Genomic DNA, 16583 nt, shown 5'->3' with positions numbered 1-16583 from the left:
CCTCTCGTTAGGGTGCGGTCACAGATATTTTCTGTACAACAGACGACCGGAGTTATGGGTCCCTGCGTTCGCAGGGACGACACTGAGGTTGTTCAACGCTCTTCCAGAAACGCAAAAACGCCGGAGCGGATTTCCCGCCCCGGCGTTTGCATTGATCGCTCGAAAACTTACGCCGCGTTGTAACCCGCGACCGCCTTCACCTCGAGATATTCTTCCAGGCCGTATTTGCCCCATTCGCGGCCGTTGCCAGACTGCTTGTAGCCGCCGAACGGCGCGGAGCGGTCGTTGGGCACGCCCTGCAGGTTGACGTTACCGGCACGGATCTGGCGGCCGACCCGGCGCGCGCTTTCAACCGTATCGCCCGAGACGTAACCGGCGAGACCATAGGGCGTGTCGTTGGCGATCTTCACGGCTTCCGCTTCATCCTTGGCGCCAAGGATCGTGAGCACGGGCCCGAAGATTTCCTCGCGCGCGATGGTCATGTCGTTGGTGACGTCGGCGAAGATGGTCGGACGCACGTAGAAGCCCTTGTTGACGCCTTCCGGCAGGCCCGGGCCGCCGGCAACCAGCGTCGCACCTTCCTCGATGCCCTTGTGGATCAGGGCCTGGATCTTGTCCCACTGGATGCGCGACACCACCGGACCGATGGTGGTGCCTTCCGCGCGGGGATCGCCGGCCTTGGTCTTGTCGGCGACGCCCTTGGCGATGGCGGCGACTTCCTTCATCTTCGACAGCGGCACGATCATCCGCGACGGTGCGTTGCAGGACTGTCCCGAATTATTGAACATGTGCATCACGCCACCGGTGACGGCCTTGGTGAGGTCGGCGCCTTCGAGGATCACGTTCGGCGACTTGCCGCCGAGTTCCTGGCTGACGCGCTTCACGGTCGGGGCCGCGCGCTTGGCGACATCGACGCCGGCGCGGGTCGAGCCGGTGAACGAGATCATGTCGATATCCGGGTGCTCGCTCATGGCGGCGCCGACTTCGGGGCCGAGGCCGTTGATCAGGTTGAACACGCCTTTCGGCACGCCGGCTTCATGCAGGATTTCCGCGAAGATCAACGCCGACGACGGCGTGAATTCCGACGGCTTCAGGATCATGGTGCAGCCGGCGGCCAGTGCCGGCGCGACCTTGCAGGCGATCTGGTTCAGCGGCCAGTTCCAGGGCGTGATCATGCCGATGACGCCGACCGGCTCGCGCACCACAACCGCAGTGCCGACGTTCTCCTCGAAATGATAATTCTTCAGCACTTCCAGGGTGGAGGCGATATGGCCGAGGCCGGCGCCGGCCTGCAGGCGCTCGGCCATCGGCAGCGGCGCGCCCATCTCGTCGGAAACGGCGGCGCCGATATCCTTCATGCGGGTCTTGTAGACCTCGATGATCTTTTCGAGCAGCGCCACCCGCTCCTCGCGGCTGGTCTGCGAAAACGTCACGAAGGCGCGCTTGGCAGCAGTGACCGCCTTGTCGACATCGGCCTTGGAGCCGAGCGCAACCTCATACATCGCCTCTTCGGTCGCCGGATTGACGACGGGCGTGGACTTCTTGACGACGGGATCGACCCAGGCGCCATCGATGTAGAATTGCATGCGATTGACCATCGTAAACCTCTTTATTTCGGGGCGAATGTATGGGGAACGGAAGCGTTCGGCAGGCATCCTTGCACGAAAGCCGGGCAAATTGAACCCGCCATATGCGGGACGCCGCGTAGCGGCAGACACCGGATATAAGGTCAGGGGGGTGACGGAAGCAAGGTGCGGCAATTCTAGTCGTCGTCCCGGCCTTGAGCCGGGACCCAGCCACCGGCCGTGGTTATTAAGCCAGCCGTCGGCCACCTTCCCAAACAACAACCGCTGCGGCGTATGGGTCCCCGCTTTCGCGGGGACGACGAGGTAAGCGGCGATCGCCGGGACGACGAAAATGACTAAACCGCCATCTTGCGGTGCCGCACCGGAGCGCCGGCGGTAAGGGCTTCCGCTGCGTCGATGATGGCGTTGGCGTCGATGCCGTGGTGGCGATAGAGGTCGGAGATGGTGCCAGTCTGGCCAAAATGCTCGACGCCGAGCGCCTCGACGCGATGGCCGCGGACACTGCCGAGCCAGCCGAGCGTCGCCGGATGGCCGTCGATCACGGTGACGATGCCGCAGTCGCGCGGCAATGGCGCCAGCAGTTTTTCGATATGGCTGAGGTGCTGCACGCCGCGGCGGTCGCGCCGCAAATTCCGTGCGGCGGTCCATCCACCATGCAGGCGGTCCGCTGAAGTTACCGCCAGCAGGCCGACATCCCTGCGGCTTTCGCCGATGAAGCCTGTGGCTTCGATCGCCTCGGGCGCCAGCGCGCCGGTATAGGCGACCACGATTTCACAGTTCGGGCCCGGCCTGCGCAGCCAATAGGCACCGTCGGTAATATCCCGCTGCAGGTCAGGCGTCATGATCCGCTGCGGCTGCTCGAGCGTGCGCGTCGACAGCCGCAAATAGACCGAGCCGCCCTCGCCGACTTCGCGCTGCATGTGCCGGAAGCCGAAAGCCATGATCACGGACAATTCATCGACGAAAGCCGGCTCGAACGAGGCCAGGCCATCCTGCGCCATGCCGATCAGGGGCGTTGCGATCGACTGGTGCGCGCCGCCCTCCGGCGCCAGCGTGATGCCGGACGGTGTCGCCACCACCATGAAGCGGGCATCCTGGTAGCAGGCGTAGTTCAGCGCATCGAGGCCGCGCTCGATGAAGGGGTCATACAGCGTCCCGATCGGCAGCAGCCGTTCGCCGTTGATCTGATGCGACAACCCCAGCGCCGACAGCATGATGAACAGGTTCATCTCGGCGATGCCGAGTTCGAGGTGCTGTCCTTTCGGCGAAAAGTCCCAGTTGAAGGTCGACGGGATCTTTTCCTGCCGGAACAGGTCGTGGTTTTCCGCCTTCGCAAACAGCCCGCGGCGGTTGACCCAGGCGCCGAGATTGGTCGACACGGTGACATCGGGCGATGCTGTAACGATGCGCGACGCGAGTTCGGTGGCGCCACGCGCGATTTCGTTGAGCACGAGCCCAAAGCCCTGCTGCGTCGACATCTGCGCTGCCGGCTTGAACACCAGCTGCTGCGGCACCTCGATGACGGGCGCATCCAGACGGCGACGACCTTCGCGGTTGAACGGCGCCTCCGCCAAAAATGCCTCCAGCGTCGCGGGCTCCTGCGACAGTCCCTCGAACTTCTCCCATTCATGGCCGGGACGGATGTTCTGCGTCGCGCGCCACTTCTCCATCTGCGTCGGCGTCATCAACCCCGCATGGTTGTCCTTGTGGCCCTGGAACGGCAGGCCGACGCCCTTGATAGTGTAGGCGATGAAGCAGACCGGGCGGTCGTGATCGATCGACTCGAACGCATCGATCATGCTCGTCATGTCGTGTCCGCCGAGATTGGACATCAGCGCCAGCAACTCCTCGTCACTGCGGCGGTCGATCAATTGCGTGACCGGGCCCTGATCGCCGATGTCGTCCTGCAGATGCTTGCGGAACGCCGCGCCACCCTGGAAACACAGCGCGGCATACATCTGGTTCGGACAATTATCGATCCAGCGCCTCAGCGCCTCGCCGCCTGCTTCCGCAAACGCCGCCTGCATCAGCGTGCCGTATTTCACGATCACCACGTCCCAGCCGAAATTGCGGAACATGGATTCGAATTTCGCCCACAACCCTTCGCGGACCACCGCATCGAGGCTCTGGCGGTTGTAGTCGACCACCCACCAGGTGTTGCGCAGCCCGTGCTTCCAGCCCTCCAACAAGGCCTCGAAAATATTGCCCTCGTCCATCTCGGCGTCGCCGACCAGCGCGATCATGCGGCCCTCGGGCCGGTCCTTCATCCAGCCATGCGACTTGACGTAGTCCTGCACCAGCGAGGCGAACAGCGTTTGCGCCACGCCAAGGCCGACCGAGCCGGTGGAGAAGTCGACGTCGTCAGCATCCTTGGTACGCGACGGATAGGATTGCGCGCCCTTGTAGCCGCGAAAATTTTCCAGCTTCTCGCGGGTCTGGTGTCCGAACAGATACTGGATAGCGTGAAACACCGGGCTTGCATGCGGCTTCACCGCGACGCGGTCCTGCGGCCGCAGCACCGAGAAATACAAAGCCGACATGATGTTGGCGAGTGAGGCCGAGGAGGCCTGATGGCCGCCGACCTTCAGGCCGTCGGTATTGGGCCTTATGTGGTTGGCATGATGGATCGTCCACGACGACAGCCAGAGAACTTTGCGTGCCAGCGCGGACAGCAATTCGAGGCGTGCGGGTTCGATTCCCATGGCAAGGCTCCGGAGACATCCAGTATGCGCCGATTTTAGCGGTTCTGCCGCCGCCGAAATTCTCAAATCCTCGCGACATACCCCCAAATATTGGGATAAATTACCACTCCCAGTCCCAAAAGCCCGAGTTTGTCCCAATGCCTGCCCTTGATGCCATCGACCGAAAAATCCTCAGCCTGCTGCAATCCGACAGCCGCATGACCATGCAGGAACTGGCCGACAAGGTCGGCCTGTCGGTATCGCCGTGCCATCGCCGGGTCAAACTGCTGGAGCAGCGCGGCGTGATCACGCGCTATATCGCCACCGTCGACCAGAAATCGCTCGGCCTGCATGTCAGCGTCTTCATCTCGATCAAGCTGGCGCGGCAGAAAGAGGAGGACCTGAATCGTTTTGCCAAGGCGATCTCGAAATGGGACGAGGTGCTGGAATGCTATCTGATGACCGGCAACCGCGACTATCTGCTGCGCGTCGTCGCCGCCGACCTGTCGTCCTATGAGGCGTTCCTGAAGAACAAGCTGACCCGGCTCGACGGCATCGCCTCGATCGAGTCGAGCTTTGCGCTGAGCCAAGTGAAATATTCGATCGCGCTGCCGGTGTGATATCGGTACAGCGGATGATCTTGGAGCCGTCATTGCGAGCGAAGCGAAGCAATCCATATCTCCACTTGCTGAGGCATGGATTGCTTCGTCGCTATCGCTCCTCGCAATGACGCGTTGAGACATCGGATTCAACATTCGAACACCTGAAGAATATGACTCCACGATCTCGCGGCACAATGCCCGAGGTTTGTCGGAATGTGTCCCTCCAAAAAACAGAGGGCGCAGGGAAAGCCGGGTGCGCGCTGCACCCGCGGTCTCGTGTGCAAGCTGCACATAAGAAAACGCACACGAGCATACAGGTTCAGCGGAGGCATCCGGCCTTCCCTGCGCAATGGTTTACGGCTTATTTCGCGCTCTCCTCGGTGAACGGGCTTTCTTGCCACCGTCGCCTCACGGATATTTCCGCGAAACTTGACGCCAGCATCGGGGCGCCAGGACCACACGACTTCGCCGTCCGCATCCGCCGCGCTCGTCAGTCGCAGCTTCCGCGTCCACCGCATCCCACCGCGCGTTTCGTGACGATCGCGAGCCGCCCCTCTTCTTGGGTGAGACGCGCGGAGTTAAACCACTGATTTGCCCGACGGGTTAAGCGAAATATTTTTGTCAAAGGGGCTGGACTCGCAGTGCGCGAAAGCACGCAAGTGATTTGCCCGTCGGGCAAAAACGGCCAACCGCGGCACGATCAGATGTGTAATCGGCCCAAGCACGGCACGGAATTCATGGCTTAATTAAAGGTTACTCGGCAGGTCGGATTTTCTTCGATCGGCGAAATAAGGCTTAAACAGCTAAGTGGGAAAATGTGGCAATGGAACTGGACAAACGCAGGGGGAGTCATGAACTCCACGGGCAACTGTCGTTTCAGGAACATTTCGCGCACTATGGCGCATGCTCCTATGATTTCCGAGCCGAACGGCAAAGGCTTACTGCGACGATTTGCTGCCGATAAGTCTGGCAGCAACGTGATTATCTTCGCGCTCATCATGCCTGTTCTGGTTGGGGCCGCCGGCCTCGGTACTGAGGCCGGGTGGTGGTCCTACAAGCACAAGAACATGCAGAGCGCGGCAGACTCCGGAGCTGCGAGTGCGGCGACCGCAGGCACTAACCTGAACGCCGAAGCCAACGCAGTAACAGCGACCTATGGTTACGCGAATGGGGTGAACAACGTTACGGTCACCGTCAACCAGCCGCCGTCCACCGGCAATTATACCTCGAACCCGCAGGCCGTCGAAGTTATCATCGGCCAGCCGCAATCGCGGCTGCTCTCGGCGCTGTTCGGCTCCGCCCCGGTTCTCATCACGGCGCGCGCCGTGGCGGTCCCAAACGCCGGAACGGGTTGCGTGCTCGCACTCGACTCGACTGCCAACCCCGCTGTGACCGTGAGCGGCAGTAACCAGCTCAATCTGGTTAACTGCAATCTCTACAGCGACTCCAGCGCCAGCCCGTCGCTGAAAGTGGGCGGCAGCGCAACGGTTTCCGCCAATCAGGTCGGGGTGGTCGGCGATGTCTCCGGCGCAGGCAATATTACCGCGACGAATGGCATTCGGACCGGCATGCGGCCGGTTGCCGACCCTTATGCCAACGTTTCTCCGCCCCCGGAGCCGAGCTGCAGCAGCGCCAAGATCACGGTGAACAGCAACGGGAAAACCACCTCGCTCGACCCGGGCTGCTATACAGGTAGCATCACCGTCAATGCCGGAGCGACGCTGAACCTGAACCCCGGTATCTATTACCTGGACGGCGCGAACTTGAGCGTGGCAGGCAATGCCACGATCACCGGGACCGGCGTGACGCTCGTGTTTACCGGCTCGGGCGGCAGTTGGGGCACGGCCTCGATCGGCAGCAATGCGACTATCAATTTGACGGCGCCAACCTCCGGCTCGACGCAGGGCATCGTGATCTATGGTGACCGCAAGATGCCGGTTGGTACGGCTTTTAGCCTGACCGGCGGCGGCACGCAGAATTTCGGCGGTGCGATCTATCTCCCAAAGGCGAACTTGAGCTTCAGCGGCGGCAATGGCACGACCACCTCGTGCACCAAAGTCGTCGCGGACACGCTCACCTTCACCGGGAGCTCGAATCTCCAGGTTAATTGCGCCGCGCTTGGCGTCGCCGCGATCGGCATCAGCACCGCGCAGCTCGTCGAATAGATGAGGTGATTCGAAATGACGCACATCTCCCCCGCCTATCGCGTTCGCCGAGGAGCCAGCACGCTCCGCCGCTTTTTTGCCCGCGTGGCGGGCGATCAAAGCGGTGCGGCAGCCATCGAGTTGGGCCTGCTTGCCCCGGTGTTGACGCTCATGATGGTCTCCGTGATCGATATCGGCCGGGGCGTCTACCGTAAGATGCAGGTCGAGGACGCTGCACAGGTTGGTGCCCAATACGCCATGAGGAATGGCTTTGACGCCAGCGCGATCTCCAACGCCGTGGTCAGCGCGACGAACTTTTCGTCGATCGCTGCATCGCCTGCGCCGGTCCAGTTTTGCGGCTGCGCAACGGGTTCCGGCATCAATACTGTGAGCTGCGGTACGACATGTCCGGGAGGAGCGGTGGCCGGAACGTACACCACGGTTTCGGCGCAGGCGACGTACAGCTCGCTTCTGAACTATCAGATCGTTCCCCAAAACTATAATTTCAGCGCGCAATCGACGGCGAGGTTGCAGTGAAGTTCGCGAAAATGTTGAGAGATCAGAGCGGTACGTCGGCGCTTGAATTCGGGTTGACGGCCCCGGTGTTCTTTTTGTTTATCTTCGGCGTGATCGAAGTCGGATTGCTGTTCTGGACCCAGATCGGTCTGCAGCATGGCGCCGAAATGGCCGCGCGATGCGCCAGCATCAACGCTGCACTTTGTCCCACCAGTAATCCGAATGCCATTACCGGCTATGCCACCCAACAGGCGTTCGGTTTAGGTCTGCCTGCCTCGACCTTCACCTACAGCACGCCGGCTTGCGGAAACCAGGTGAACGCGAGCTATTCGTTCCAATTTCCCAGCATCATCCCCCTCGACCCACTACGGCTGACGGCGCAAGCGTGCTTTCCGATATAATGCTCGCGTGAGCCGTACGAACTGGCCACCAAACCAGCCGATCTGCCGGTGGAACAGGCGTCCAAATAGGAGCTGGTAATCAACCTCAAGACCGCTAGGGCGCTCGGTCTCACGATTTCGCCGCCCCTGGCAAGCCGCCCCGACGAGGTGATCGAGTAGGTAGGCCGACGAGTTCCGGTTGGCTACGTGATTATGAACCCGCGCCCTACAGAACCTTCCGCTGCGCCAGGCTCTTCATCAGCGCGCCGACGCCAAACGTCCAGGGCTCGCACTCATCGCTGTTGCGCATGCGGTTGACGAGCTTGCCGAGCTGGGGCGCTGCGATGGTGACGATATCGTCGCGCTTGTGGGTGAAGCCCTGGCCCGGCGCGTCGCGATCCCTAACGGGCGCGAACATGGTACCGAGGAACAGCGCAAAGCCGTCGGGATATTGATGCACCGGCCCGATGGTCTGGGCCACGAGATCGGTCGGATCGCGGCTGATCTTGCTGATCGAGGAATGGCCCTCGAGGACGAAGCCGTCCGCGCCCTGCACGGTCAGTCCAACGTCCATCCTTCTGATGTCATCGAGCGAAAACGTCTGGTCGAACAGCCTGAGCAACGGGCCGATCGCGCAGGAGGCGTTGTTGTCCTTGGCCTTCGACAGCAGTAGCGCCGAGCGTCCCTCGAAGTCGCGCAAATTGACGTCGTTGCCGAGCGCTGCGCCAACAATGTTGCCGCGGCTCGATACCGCCAGCACGACCTCCGGCTCCGGATTATTCCAGGTCGATTTCGGATGCAGGCCGGCGTCCATGCCTGACCCGACCGAGGACAGTACCGGCGCTTTTGTAAATACCTCGGCGTCGGGACCGATGCCGACTTCCAGATACTGGCTCCAGGCGTTTTGCTCGATCAGCACCTGCTTCAGCCGGATCGCCTCGGCCGAGCCGGGCTTGAGCTTGGAGAAATCGTCGCCGACCAGCCGCACCACTTCCTTGCGAATGGCGTCCGCGGAAGCAGGATTGCCGCGCGCCCGTTCTTCGATCACCCGCTCCAGCATCGAGACGGCAAACGTCACGCCCGCAGCCTTCAGCGCCTGCAAATCGAGCGGCGCGAGCAGCCAGGGTTTTTCGCGATCGCGCTGGTCGGGCGGCGTGTTGGCGGCAAGGTTTTCGAGATCGCCGATGCGCTCGCCTTTGAACGCGCGCAACGCAGCGGCCGGGTCGTCCTCCTCGCACAGCGCGCTCACGGTTTGGAAGCGCGCGGTCACGTCGAACACCCCGTCGCCGCGGACCGCAATCACCGCAGGACCGTTCAGCCGCGGCAACCAAGCCCGGCCGACCAAGGTGCCGCTTGTGCCGTCCTTGGGGAGGAGATCTTTTGTTGTCAGTGTAATCATCGCTGCTCCGATTTCCTTCGACCGTCCTCCCGTCGTCGTCCCGGCGAACGCCGGGACCCATAACCACAGGCCTTAACTGCTAAACAAAGCCGTCGATCACCTCGCCAAGACAACTACCGCCGCAGCGTATGGGTCCCGGATCGGCGCTCGCTTTGCTCGCTTTTCCGGGACGACGAAGTTTATCGCCACGGCTCGACGATGATCTTGGTGTGCGCTTCCGGATTGGCGAGATCGGCGAACGCTTTTGCCACGCCGTCGATGCCTACGCTTGCGGTCACCATCGAGGCTGCGTCCACCTGCCCTTCCGCGATCAGGCGCAGCGAATGGGCGAATTCCTCGGGCGTATAGCCCAGCACGTACTGAACGTTGAGCTCCTTCATGATGCCGAGCATCGGCTCGGAGCGATCGTTCTCCATGCAGACGCCGACCACGACGATGCGGGCATCGCGCGGCGCGCCCTCGAACACCTGCTGGATCAATCCGGGGATGCCGACGCATTCGAAAATCAGCGCCGGCTTGAGCGCCGGCAGCATCGCCTGCAGCGGCGGCCGCGCGGCTTTTTCCTCCGGTGACATCTGGGCATGCTCGGCCCAGGTGGCATAGGGCTGCGAGCGCGCAGGATCCACCACGATATCGGCGCCGAGTTTCCCGGCGAGCGCGCGGCGCGCCGGCGAGTAATCTGCCGCTACGATCGGGTGCAATCCCCTGATCTTGAGTGCGGCGATGACCGCGAGCCCGACCGGCCCGCAGCCGATCACCAGCGGCACCTCGCCGCCTTGAATATTGGCTTTGGCGACCGCATGCACGCCCACCGCAAGCGGCTCGGTCAGCGCCGCATGTTCGGCCGAAAGCCCGTTCGGCACCTCCAGCAGCAGCGCCTCGCTGAGCAGCATGCGCTCGGCATAGGCGCCGACATTGTCATTGGAATAGCCGATGCCCTGCATGCCTTCCGGCGTCAGCAGCGCCGGCAGCGAGCATACTTTGGTGCCGGTCTTGAGCTTGCGCGTGGTGCCCGGACCATAATCCAGAATCTCGCAGCAGAATTCGTGGCCGAACACGACGTCGCGCGCCAAATCCATCGGCTTGCGGCCGGGAAAATGCCGGGATAGTTCGACCATGCGGTGGGCGTGCTTGCGCGCGTGCAGGTCGGATCCGCAGATGCCGCAGGCCAGCGATTTGACCAGCACCTGGCCGATTCCCGGCTTCGGCTCGGGCATGTGATCGACGACGATCTCGCCGTTCCTGAAGATGGCTGCGCGCATGGTTCCTCCCGCGTGGGTTTTCCCACTCATAGCATGGAGGATCACCACGGAATCCTTTGATTTGAAACGAAAAACGGTCGTTTTCCGACCCACCTGTTGCCCGCACGCAACGCCTGTGCTGCAACAATTCTCACCCTGCGCACGATTTCGTCCGGAAGGCTCAGGCGTTCGGCGACGGCTCCGCCGGCACCGCCAGAAGCTGCGAGTGCCGCACCCGCTCGCGATGCGCGGTGTAGAGGCCGCTGGCGACGATGAACGACGCGCCGGTCACGGTCCAGACGTCGGGCAATTCGCCGAAGATCAGGAAGCCGAAGATGCTGACCCACAACAGCTGGGTGTAGGAAAACGGCGCCAGCACCGAGGCATCGGCGTAGCGGAACGCGAGCACCACGATCCATTGCCCCACCGTCGATGCGACGCCGATGAAAATGCCGAACATGATGTCATGCCAGGTCGGCGCCACCCAGACGAACGGCACCAGCCCGGAAAGGATGCAGACGCCGGCGATCGACGAATAGCTCATGATGGTGACGGCGGGCTCGCTGCCGCTCATCATCCGCGTCATGATCAGGGTGCAGGCCCATGCCAGCGCCGAGACGATCGGGAAGAACGCGGCGGGATGAAACGCGCCGGAGCCCGGCCGCAGGATGATGATGACGCCGACGAGACCGACCGCGGTCGCGATCCAGCGGCGCAGGCCGACCTTCTCGCCGAGGAAAAAGATCGACAGCGCGGTGACGAACAGCGGCGAAACGAAGCCGGTGGCGGACGCTTCGGCGATCGGGAGAAACCGCAGGCCGGAAATGAAGAACAGCGATGAACCGAGCAGCGCCGCGCCGCGCAGCAATTGCAGGCCGGGCCGCCGGGTCTGCAGCGCGAACAGCGGCGAGCCCGGCAGCATCGCCGGCGACATGATCAGCGCGAAGGTCAGAAACCTGATCCAGGTGATCTCGATCGACGGCAACGTCGCCGACAGATATTTCGCCGTGACGTCGGAGGTACCCAAAAATATCGTCGACGCAAGGATCAGCGCAATGCCCTTGAACGGACGATCGGCGCGCGCAGGCGCTTTGCGGGCGGCAGACTTCTTCTCGGGCAACGGCAATGGAGCGCGGTCCAGCCTGGCGGCTGCGGCGGGGGGCGGTGTCACGGCAATCTCGAAAGGCAGCAATCGTTGAGTCGGGCGAGGCTCCAAAAAACGCCATTTGCGGGGGAACAACAAGGTCCGAAAACGGGACTCCGATATGCGCGAGCGGGCGCGGCGGCCCGCCGCGACAGTTTGCCGTAGCCCGCGTGGCTGTTGCCGTAGCCCGCGCGGCCGTTGCCGTCGCCGGCGCGGCGCTTGCCGTCGCCATTGCAACACTTTGTTAACAAGTGTGCTCGCTAGAGCATCGGCAAGCCGCGCGGCTTGGGGCCACGCGGAAAAGCGCTGTCGAGTGCGGCAAGCTCGCTGTCGCTCAACTTCAGTGTGCCCGCAGCAGCATTTTCGGCGGCGTGATCCGCGCTCGAGGCTTTTGGAATCGCAAACAACGAAGGCCGGCGCGTCAGAAAGCCGAGCGCGACCTGACGCGCCGTCGCCTTGTGCGCGTCGGCGATGCTCTGCAACATCTGGCCTTGCTTGCTGCGTGCCGACGGAAAATCATCGTGGCCGAACGGCGAATAGGCGACGACGGCAACGCCATGTTTCTCGCACCACGGAATCACCGCATGCTCGATCGCGCGTTCCTGCAGATGATAGAGCACCTGGTTGCAGGCGATCTTGCCCTTGCCGGCGACCGCCAGCAGTTCGTTGAGATCGTCGGTATCGAAATTGCTGACGCCCCATGAGCGGATTTTTCCCGCTGCGATCAATTCATCGAATGCCGCAACGGTGTCGTCCAGGGAAAACGACCCGCGCCAATGCAGCAGATAGCAGTCGAGATGATCGGTCTTCAGCCGCTTGAGGGATCGCTCGCACGCCGTGATCGTGCCGCGCCGCGAGGCATTGCTCGGCAACACCTTTGAAACCAGGAAAAGCTCGTCGCGCAGACCTGCGATGGCGTCGGCGATCACGAGCTCGGCATCGCCATACATCTCGGCAGTATCGATATGGGTCATGCCTGTTTCGATGCCGCGCCGGAGTGCCGCGACCGCCGACTTGCGATCGCCGCGGTCGAGATACCAGGTGCCCTGCCCGATCACGGACACGTCGGGACCGCTGTTGCCGAATTTCTGTTTTCGCAAAGTTGCCTCGTTCGTCCATGAACCACGCGGCAGAACATAGACGAAACGAGTAGCGATGTCGTCTCACAACGTCGTCCCGGGCAAGCGAAGCCCGACCCGGGATCCATACGCCGCGGCGGTAGTAATTTTGCGAAGTCTCTAATTCACTGCCGAAACGAGAGGCCGCGGCGTATGGGTCCCGGCGTTCGCCGGGACGACGGCTGATTCAATGACGCGCACCCCTAGTAATTGGTCGCGGACTTCTCATTCGGGATGCCGTCGATCGGGCATTCGTCCGTCCCTGCGGTCGGGCGGGTCATCGCCTCGACCATTCCGCGCGTGCCTTCCGGATCGGATATCCACTTGGTGTAGAAATCGTACGGACAGGCCGCGAGGCCGCGCGCGCTTTCGCCGGAATTGATCATGCCGGTATAGCCGCGATGGACCAGCTTGTAGAGGTGGTTCTGCGACTGGCCGTTGCGGCGGAAATCGCGGATCAGGTTCTTCGACAGCGCTGCATACTGGATGCCGTATTCCTCCTCGCCGGTCTCGCCCAGGGTGCGGCCGTCGAAGCCGATGATCGCCGAGTGACCGAAGTAGGAGTAGACGCCGTCGAAGCCGGCGGCATTGGCGACCGCGACATAGACATTGTTGGCCCAGGCCATCGCCTTGGAAATCAGGATCTGCTGTTCCTTGGCCGGATACATGTAGCCCTGGCAGCGCACGATCAGTTCGGCGCCCTTCATGGCACAGTCGCGCCAGATTTCCGGAAAGTTGCCGTCGTCGCAGATGATCAGGCTGACCTTGAGGCCTTTCGGACCGTCGGAAACATAAGTGCAATTGCCGGGATACCAGCCTTCGATCGGCACCCACGGCATGATCTTGCGGTATTTCTGCACGATCTCGCCCTTGTCGTTCATCAGGATCAAGGTGTTGTACGGCGCCTTGTGCGGGTGTTCCTCGTGGCGCTCGCCGGTGAGCGAGAACACGCCCCAGACCTTGGCCTTGCGGCAGGCTTCGGCGAAGATGTCGGTCTCGGGACCCGGGATCGACGAAGCCGTCTCGTACATCTCTTTCGAGTCGTACATGATGCCGTGGGTGGAGTATTCCGGAAAGATCACCAGATCCATGCCCGGCAAGCCGGTCTTCATGCCCACCACCATGTCGGCGATCTTGCGGGCGTTGTCGAGCACCTCGGCCCTGCTGTGCAGCCGCGGCATTTTGTAGTTGACGACGGCTACGCCGACGGTGTCGTTGCTTGAGGAAATGTCGCCATGAAGCATGGGGATCGCCTTCTGTTTTTGGTTTGAGTTTGCTGTCGATCAGACGCCGTGAGGCATTAGTGGCTGATCATCCACGGCCGCGCGGTCGGAAAGCCCTTGGCGCCTCCCTTCGTTTTTGTCACCAGCCGCGCCGGCTTCTTGCCGGAACAACAACCGCAGCCGGGTGCGTGCGACGCCTTGTATTCGCCGACGGTTTTGGGCGCGTTGGCGCTGCGCTCGTTGGTGGCATGGGCCTTGCGCTTGTCGGAGGGCATGCAGAAGAAAGCCGGCGCGGTCAGGATGACGCGCGGCGCTTCAATGTCGCATTGCGGGCAGTCCTGCGGCAGATCGCATTCGGCCATCGGCCGCATATCCGTGAACGGGCCGCACGCGTTGCAGAGATATTCATAGATGGGCATTTCGTTTCCCTTGCGCGATTGAATTGTTAGGCGGCGGCGGATGCGGGGCGGCAGATACTCAGCCGTCCCGCACCCCGTCGCGCAGGGATCATTTGTCCTGGGAGAGCGGCATCTGGATGTCGCCCTTGATGTGTTTGATCGGACCGACCGACGACGGCATGATGTCGAAGTCGAAGATCTCCGTCGGCAGCCACAGCGTGGCGCAGGCGTTCGGCACGTCGACCACGCCGGAGATGTGGCCCTGGCACGGCGCGGTGCCGAGGATCGAATAGGCCTGCGCGCCGGAGTAACCGAACTTCTTCAGATACTCGATCGCGTTCAGGCAGGCCTGGCGGTAGGCGATGTGGACGTCGAGATAGTGCTGCTTGCCTTGCTCGTCGACCGAGATGCCCTCGAAGATCAGATAGTCCTTGTAGTTCGGCGTGATCGGCGACGGCTTGAACACGGGATTCTTGATGCCGTATTTGGCGACGCCGTCCTTGATCACGTCGACTTTCAGATGCAGCCAGCCGGCCATCTCGATCGCGCCGCAGAAGGTGATCTCGCCGTCGCCCTGGCTGAAGTGCAGATCGCCCATCGAGAGCCCGCCGCCGGGCACGTAGACCGGGAAGTAGATTTTCGAGCCGCGCGACAGATCCTTGATGTCGCAATTGCCGCCATGCTCGCGCGGCGGCACCGTGCGGGCGCCTTCGGCGCCGATCTTGGCCTTGACGTCGCCTTTCGCCTGGCCGGCGTGCGCGGTCGGCGCGAACGGCGGATTGGCGAGGCCGGGGATGCGCGTCGGGTTGGTCGCGATCAGCGCCGCCTCGCGCTCATTCCAGGTCGCGAGCATTTTCGGGTCGGGCAGACAGCCGATCAGGCCGGGATGGATCAGCCCCGCGAAGTTCACGCCGGGAATATGGCGCGAGGACGTATAGAGGCCCTTGATGTCCCAGATCGATTTCTGCGCCAGCGGGAAATGATCCGTCAGGAAGCCGCCGCCATTCTGCTTGGAGAAGAAGCCGTTGAAACCCCACAGGCTCTCCTTGAGCGGTCCGACGTCGAGCAGATCGACCACCAGAAGATCGCCGGGCTCGGCGCCTTTGACCCCGATCGGGCCGGACAGGAAGTGCACGATCGACAGATCGATGTCGCGCACATCGTCGGCGGAATCGTTGTTCTTGATGAATCCGCCGGTCCAGTCGACGGTCTCGATGATGAAGTCGTCGCCCGGCTTGACCCACGCCACGATCTGGATGTCGGGGTGCCAGCGGTTGTGAATCATGTCGTTGTCGTAGGCCGACTTCGAAAGATCGACCTTGATCAGTGTCTCTGGCATCGGATGCTCCCCTTTTTACCAAGGCTGGTTACGGTTAGTTGTTTTGAGCATGATCATTTCGGAAAACCGCTGCACACTTTGCGCTAACGCGGCCCTCCGGGTCCGGATCATGCTCTAGACGGACAAATATTTCGAGATCTGCGCGGCATCGACGTTGTCGCGCGGATCGTCGCGCACGATCTCGCCGTTCTCGATCACGAGCACGCGGTCGGCGATATCCAGCGCAAAGCTCAGCACCTGCTCGGAGACCACGATCGACAGCCCGCGCTCGTCGCGAATGCGCTTCAGCGTGCGCGCCATCTCCTTGATGATCGACGGCTGGATGCCTTCGGTCGGCTCGTCCAGCAGCAGCACCTTTGGCTTGGTGGCGAGCGCACGCGCGATCGCGAGCTGCTGCTGCTGGCCGCCGGACAGATTACCGCCGCGGCGATCCTTCATCTCGAGCAGCACCGGGAAGAGCTCATAGAGGTCGCCAGGGACTTCCTTTTCGCCTGATGCGACAAGACCGGTCTCGATATTCTCCTTGACGGTCATCGCCGAGAAGATCATGCGGCCCTGCGGCACGTAGGCGAGCCCCTTGACGACGCGCTCGTAGCTCTTGAGGGCCGACAGTTCGGTACCCTCCATGTTCACCGAACCGCTCCTGGTCGGCACGATGCCCATCAGCGACTTCATCAGCGTGGTCTTGCCCATGCCGTTGCGCCCCATGATCGCCACGATCTCGTTGGGCGCGACGGATATGTTCAGGCCATGCAGCACCTCGCTCTGGCCGTAAGCGACGTGAAGATCGGAGATTGCCAGCATCGATGAGT

Annotated in this window: 14 protein-coding genes; 4 read left to right on the top strand and 10 right to left on the bottom strand. The window is 62.3% G+C overall.

Features of this window, described 5'->3' with window-relative positions; translation table 11 throughout:
• Nucleotides 1–167: 167 nt before the first annotated feature.
• Nucleotides 168–1598: an aldehyde dehydrogenase family protein gene (locus V1289_RS37785; RefSeq protein ID WP_334403942.1), complete on the bottom strand. Its 1431-nt coding sequence runs from the start codon at nucleotides 1596–1598 to the stop codon at nucleotides 168–170.
• A gap of 323 nt (nucleotides 1599–1921) precedes the next feature.
• Nucleotides 1922–4288: a transketolase gene (locus tag V1289_RS37780; protein ID WP_334403941.1), complete on the bottom strand. Its 2367-nt coding sequence runs from the start codon at nucleotides 4286–4288 to the stop codon at nucleotides 1922–1924.
• 137 nt (nucleotides 4289–4425) lie between these two features.
• On the opposite strand from V1289_RS37780, the gene V1289_RS37775 reads away from it, so the two are divergent.
• From V1289_RS37775 to V1289_RS37760, 4 genes are all read left to right on the top strand, one after another.
• Entirely contained in the window at nucleotides 4426–4887 is a 462-nt protein-coding gene (locus V1289_RS37775; RefSeq protein WP_074280601.1) for an Lrp/AsnC family transcriptional regulator, read from the top strand.
• Nucleotides 4888–5684: 797 nt separating this feature from the next.
• Nucleotides 5685–7034 (top strand): TadE/TadG family type IV pilus assembly protein, encoded by a 1350-nt coding sequence (locus V1289_RS37770; RefSeq protein ID WP_334403938.1) that lies wholly within the window; start codon nucleotides 5685–5687, stop codon nucleotides 7032–7034.
• Between the two features lie 15 nt (nucleotides 7035–7049).
• Nucleotides 7050–7550 (top strand): TadE/TadG family type IV pilus assembly protein, encoded by a 501-nt coding sequence (locus V1289_RS37765; RefSeq protein WP_334403936.1) that lies wholly within the window; start codon nucleotides 7050–7052, stop codon nucleotides 7548–7550.
• Nucleotides 7547–7930 (top strand): TadE/TadG family type IV pilus assembly protein, encoded by a 384-nt coding sequence (locus tag V1289_RS37760; RefSeq protein ID WP_334403934.1) that lies wholly within the window; start codon nucleotides 7547–7549, stop codon nucleotides 7928–7930. The genes V1289_RS37765 and V1289_RS37760 overlap by 4 nt, the downstream gene beginning before the upstream one ends.
• A 205-nt stretch (nucleotides 7931–8135) precedes the next feature.
• On the opposite strand, the gene V1289_RS37755 is transcribed toward V1289_RS37760, so the two are convergent.
• The 8 genes from V1289_RS37755 to urtE form a co-directional block, all read right to left on the bottom strand.
• A complete protein-coding gene (locus tag V1289_RS37755; protein WP_334403932.1) occupies nucleotides 8136–9308 on the bottom strand; it encodes a fumarylacetoacetate hydrolase family protein in 1173 nt (390 codons plus the stop codon).
• Between the two features lie 179 nt (nucleotides 9309–9487).
• Nucleotides 9488–10570 carry a zinc-binding dehydrogenase gene (locus V1289_RS37750; protein WP_334403930.1) on the bottom strand — a complete coding sequence of 361 codons (1083 nt, stop codon included), beginning with the start codon at nucleotides 10568–10570 and terminating at the stop codon, nucleotides 9488–9490.
• 160 nt (nucleotides 10571–10730) lie between these two features.
• Nucleotides 10731–11720 carry a DMT family transporter gene (locus V1289_RS37745; protein ID WP_334403928.1) on the bottom strand — a complete coding sequence of 330 codons (990 nt, stop codon included), beginning with the start codon at nucleotides 11718–11720 and terminating at the stop codon, nucleotides 10731–10733.
• A 233-nt stretch (nucleotides 11721–11953) separates the two neighbouring features.
• Entirely contained in the window at nucleotides 11954–12793 is an 840-nt protein-coding gene (locus tag V1289_RS37740; protein ID WP_334403926.1) for an aldo/keto reductase, read from the bottom strand.
• A 221-nt stretch (nucleotides 12794–13014) separates the two neighbouring features.
• Entirely contained in the window at nucleotides 13015–14055 is a 1041-nt protein-coding gene (locus V1289_RS37735; protein WP_334403925.1) for an aliphatic amidase, read from the bottom strand.
• Between the two features lie 56 nt (nucleotides 14056–14111).
• Nucleotides 14112–14453 carry an FmdB family zinc ribbon protein gene (locus V1289_RS37730; RefSeq protein WP_334403923.1) on the bottom strand — a complete coding sequence of 114 codons (342 nt, stop codon included), beginning with the start codon at nucleotides 14451–14453 and terminating at the stop codon, nucleotides 14112–14114.
• A gap of 88 nt (nucleotides 14454–14541) precedes the next feature.
• Nucleotides 14542–15771 carry a formamidase gene (gene fmdA / locus V1289_RS37725; RefSeq protein WP_334403921.1) on the bottom strand — a complete coding sequence of 410 codons (1230 nt, stop codon included), beginning with the start codon at nucleotides 15769–15771 and terminating at the stop codon, nucleotides 14542–14544.
• A gap of 114 nt (nucleotides 15772–15885) precedes the next feature.
• A complete protein-coding gene (gene urtE, locus V1289_RS37720) occupies nucleotides 15886–16575 on the bottom strand; it encodes an urea ABC transporter ATP-binding subunit UrtE (RefSeq protein WP_309183548.1) in 690 nt (229 codons plus the stop codon).
• Nucleotides 16576–16583 lie beyond the last annotated feature (8 nt).

Source organism: Bradyrhizobium sp. AZCC 2289 (assembly GCF_036924615.1).
GTDB lineage: Bacteria > Pseudomonadota > Alphaproteobacteria > Rhizobiales > Xanthobacteraceae > Bradyrhizobium.
This window is presented reverse-complemented; position numbering and strand designations above follow the sequence as displayed.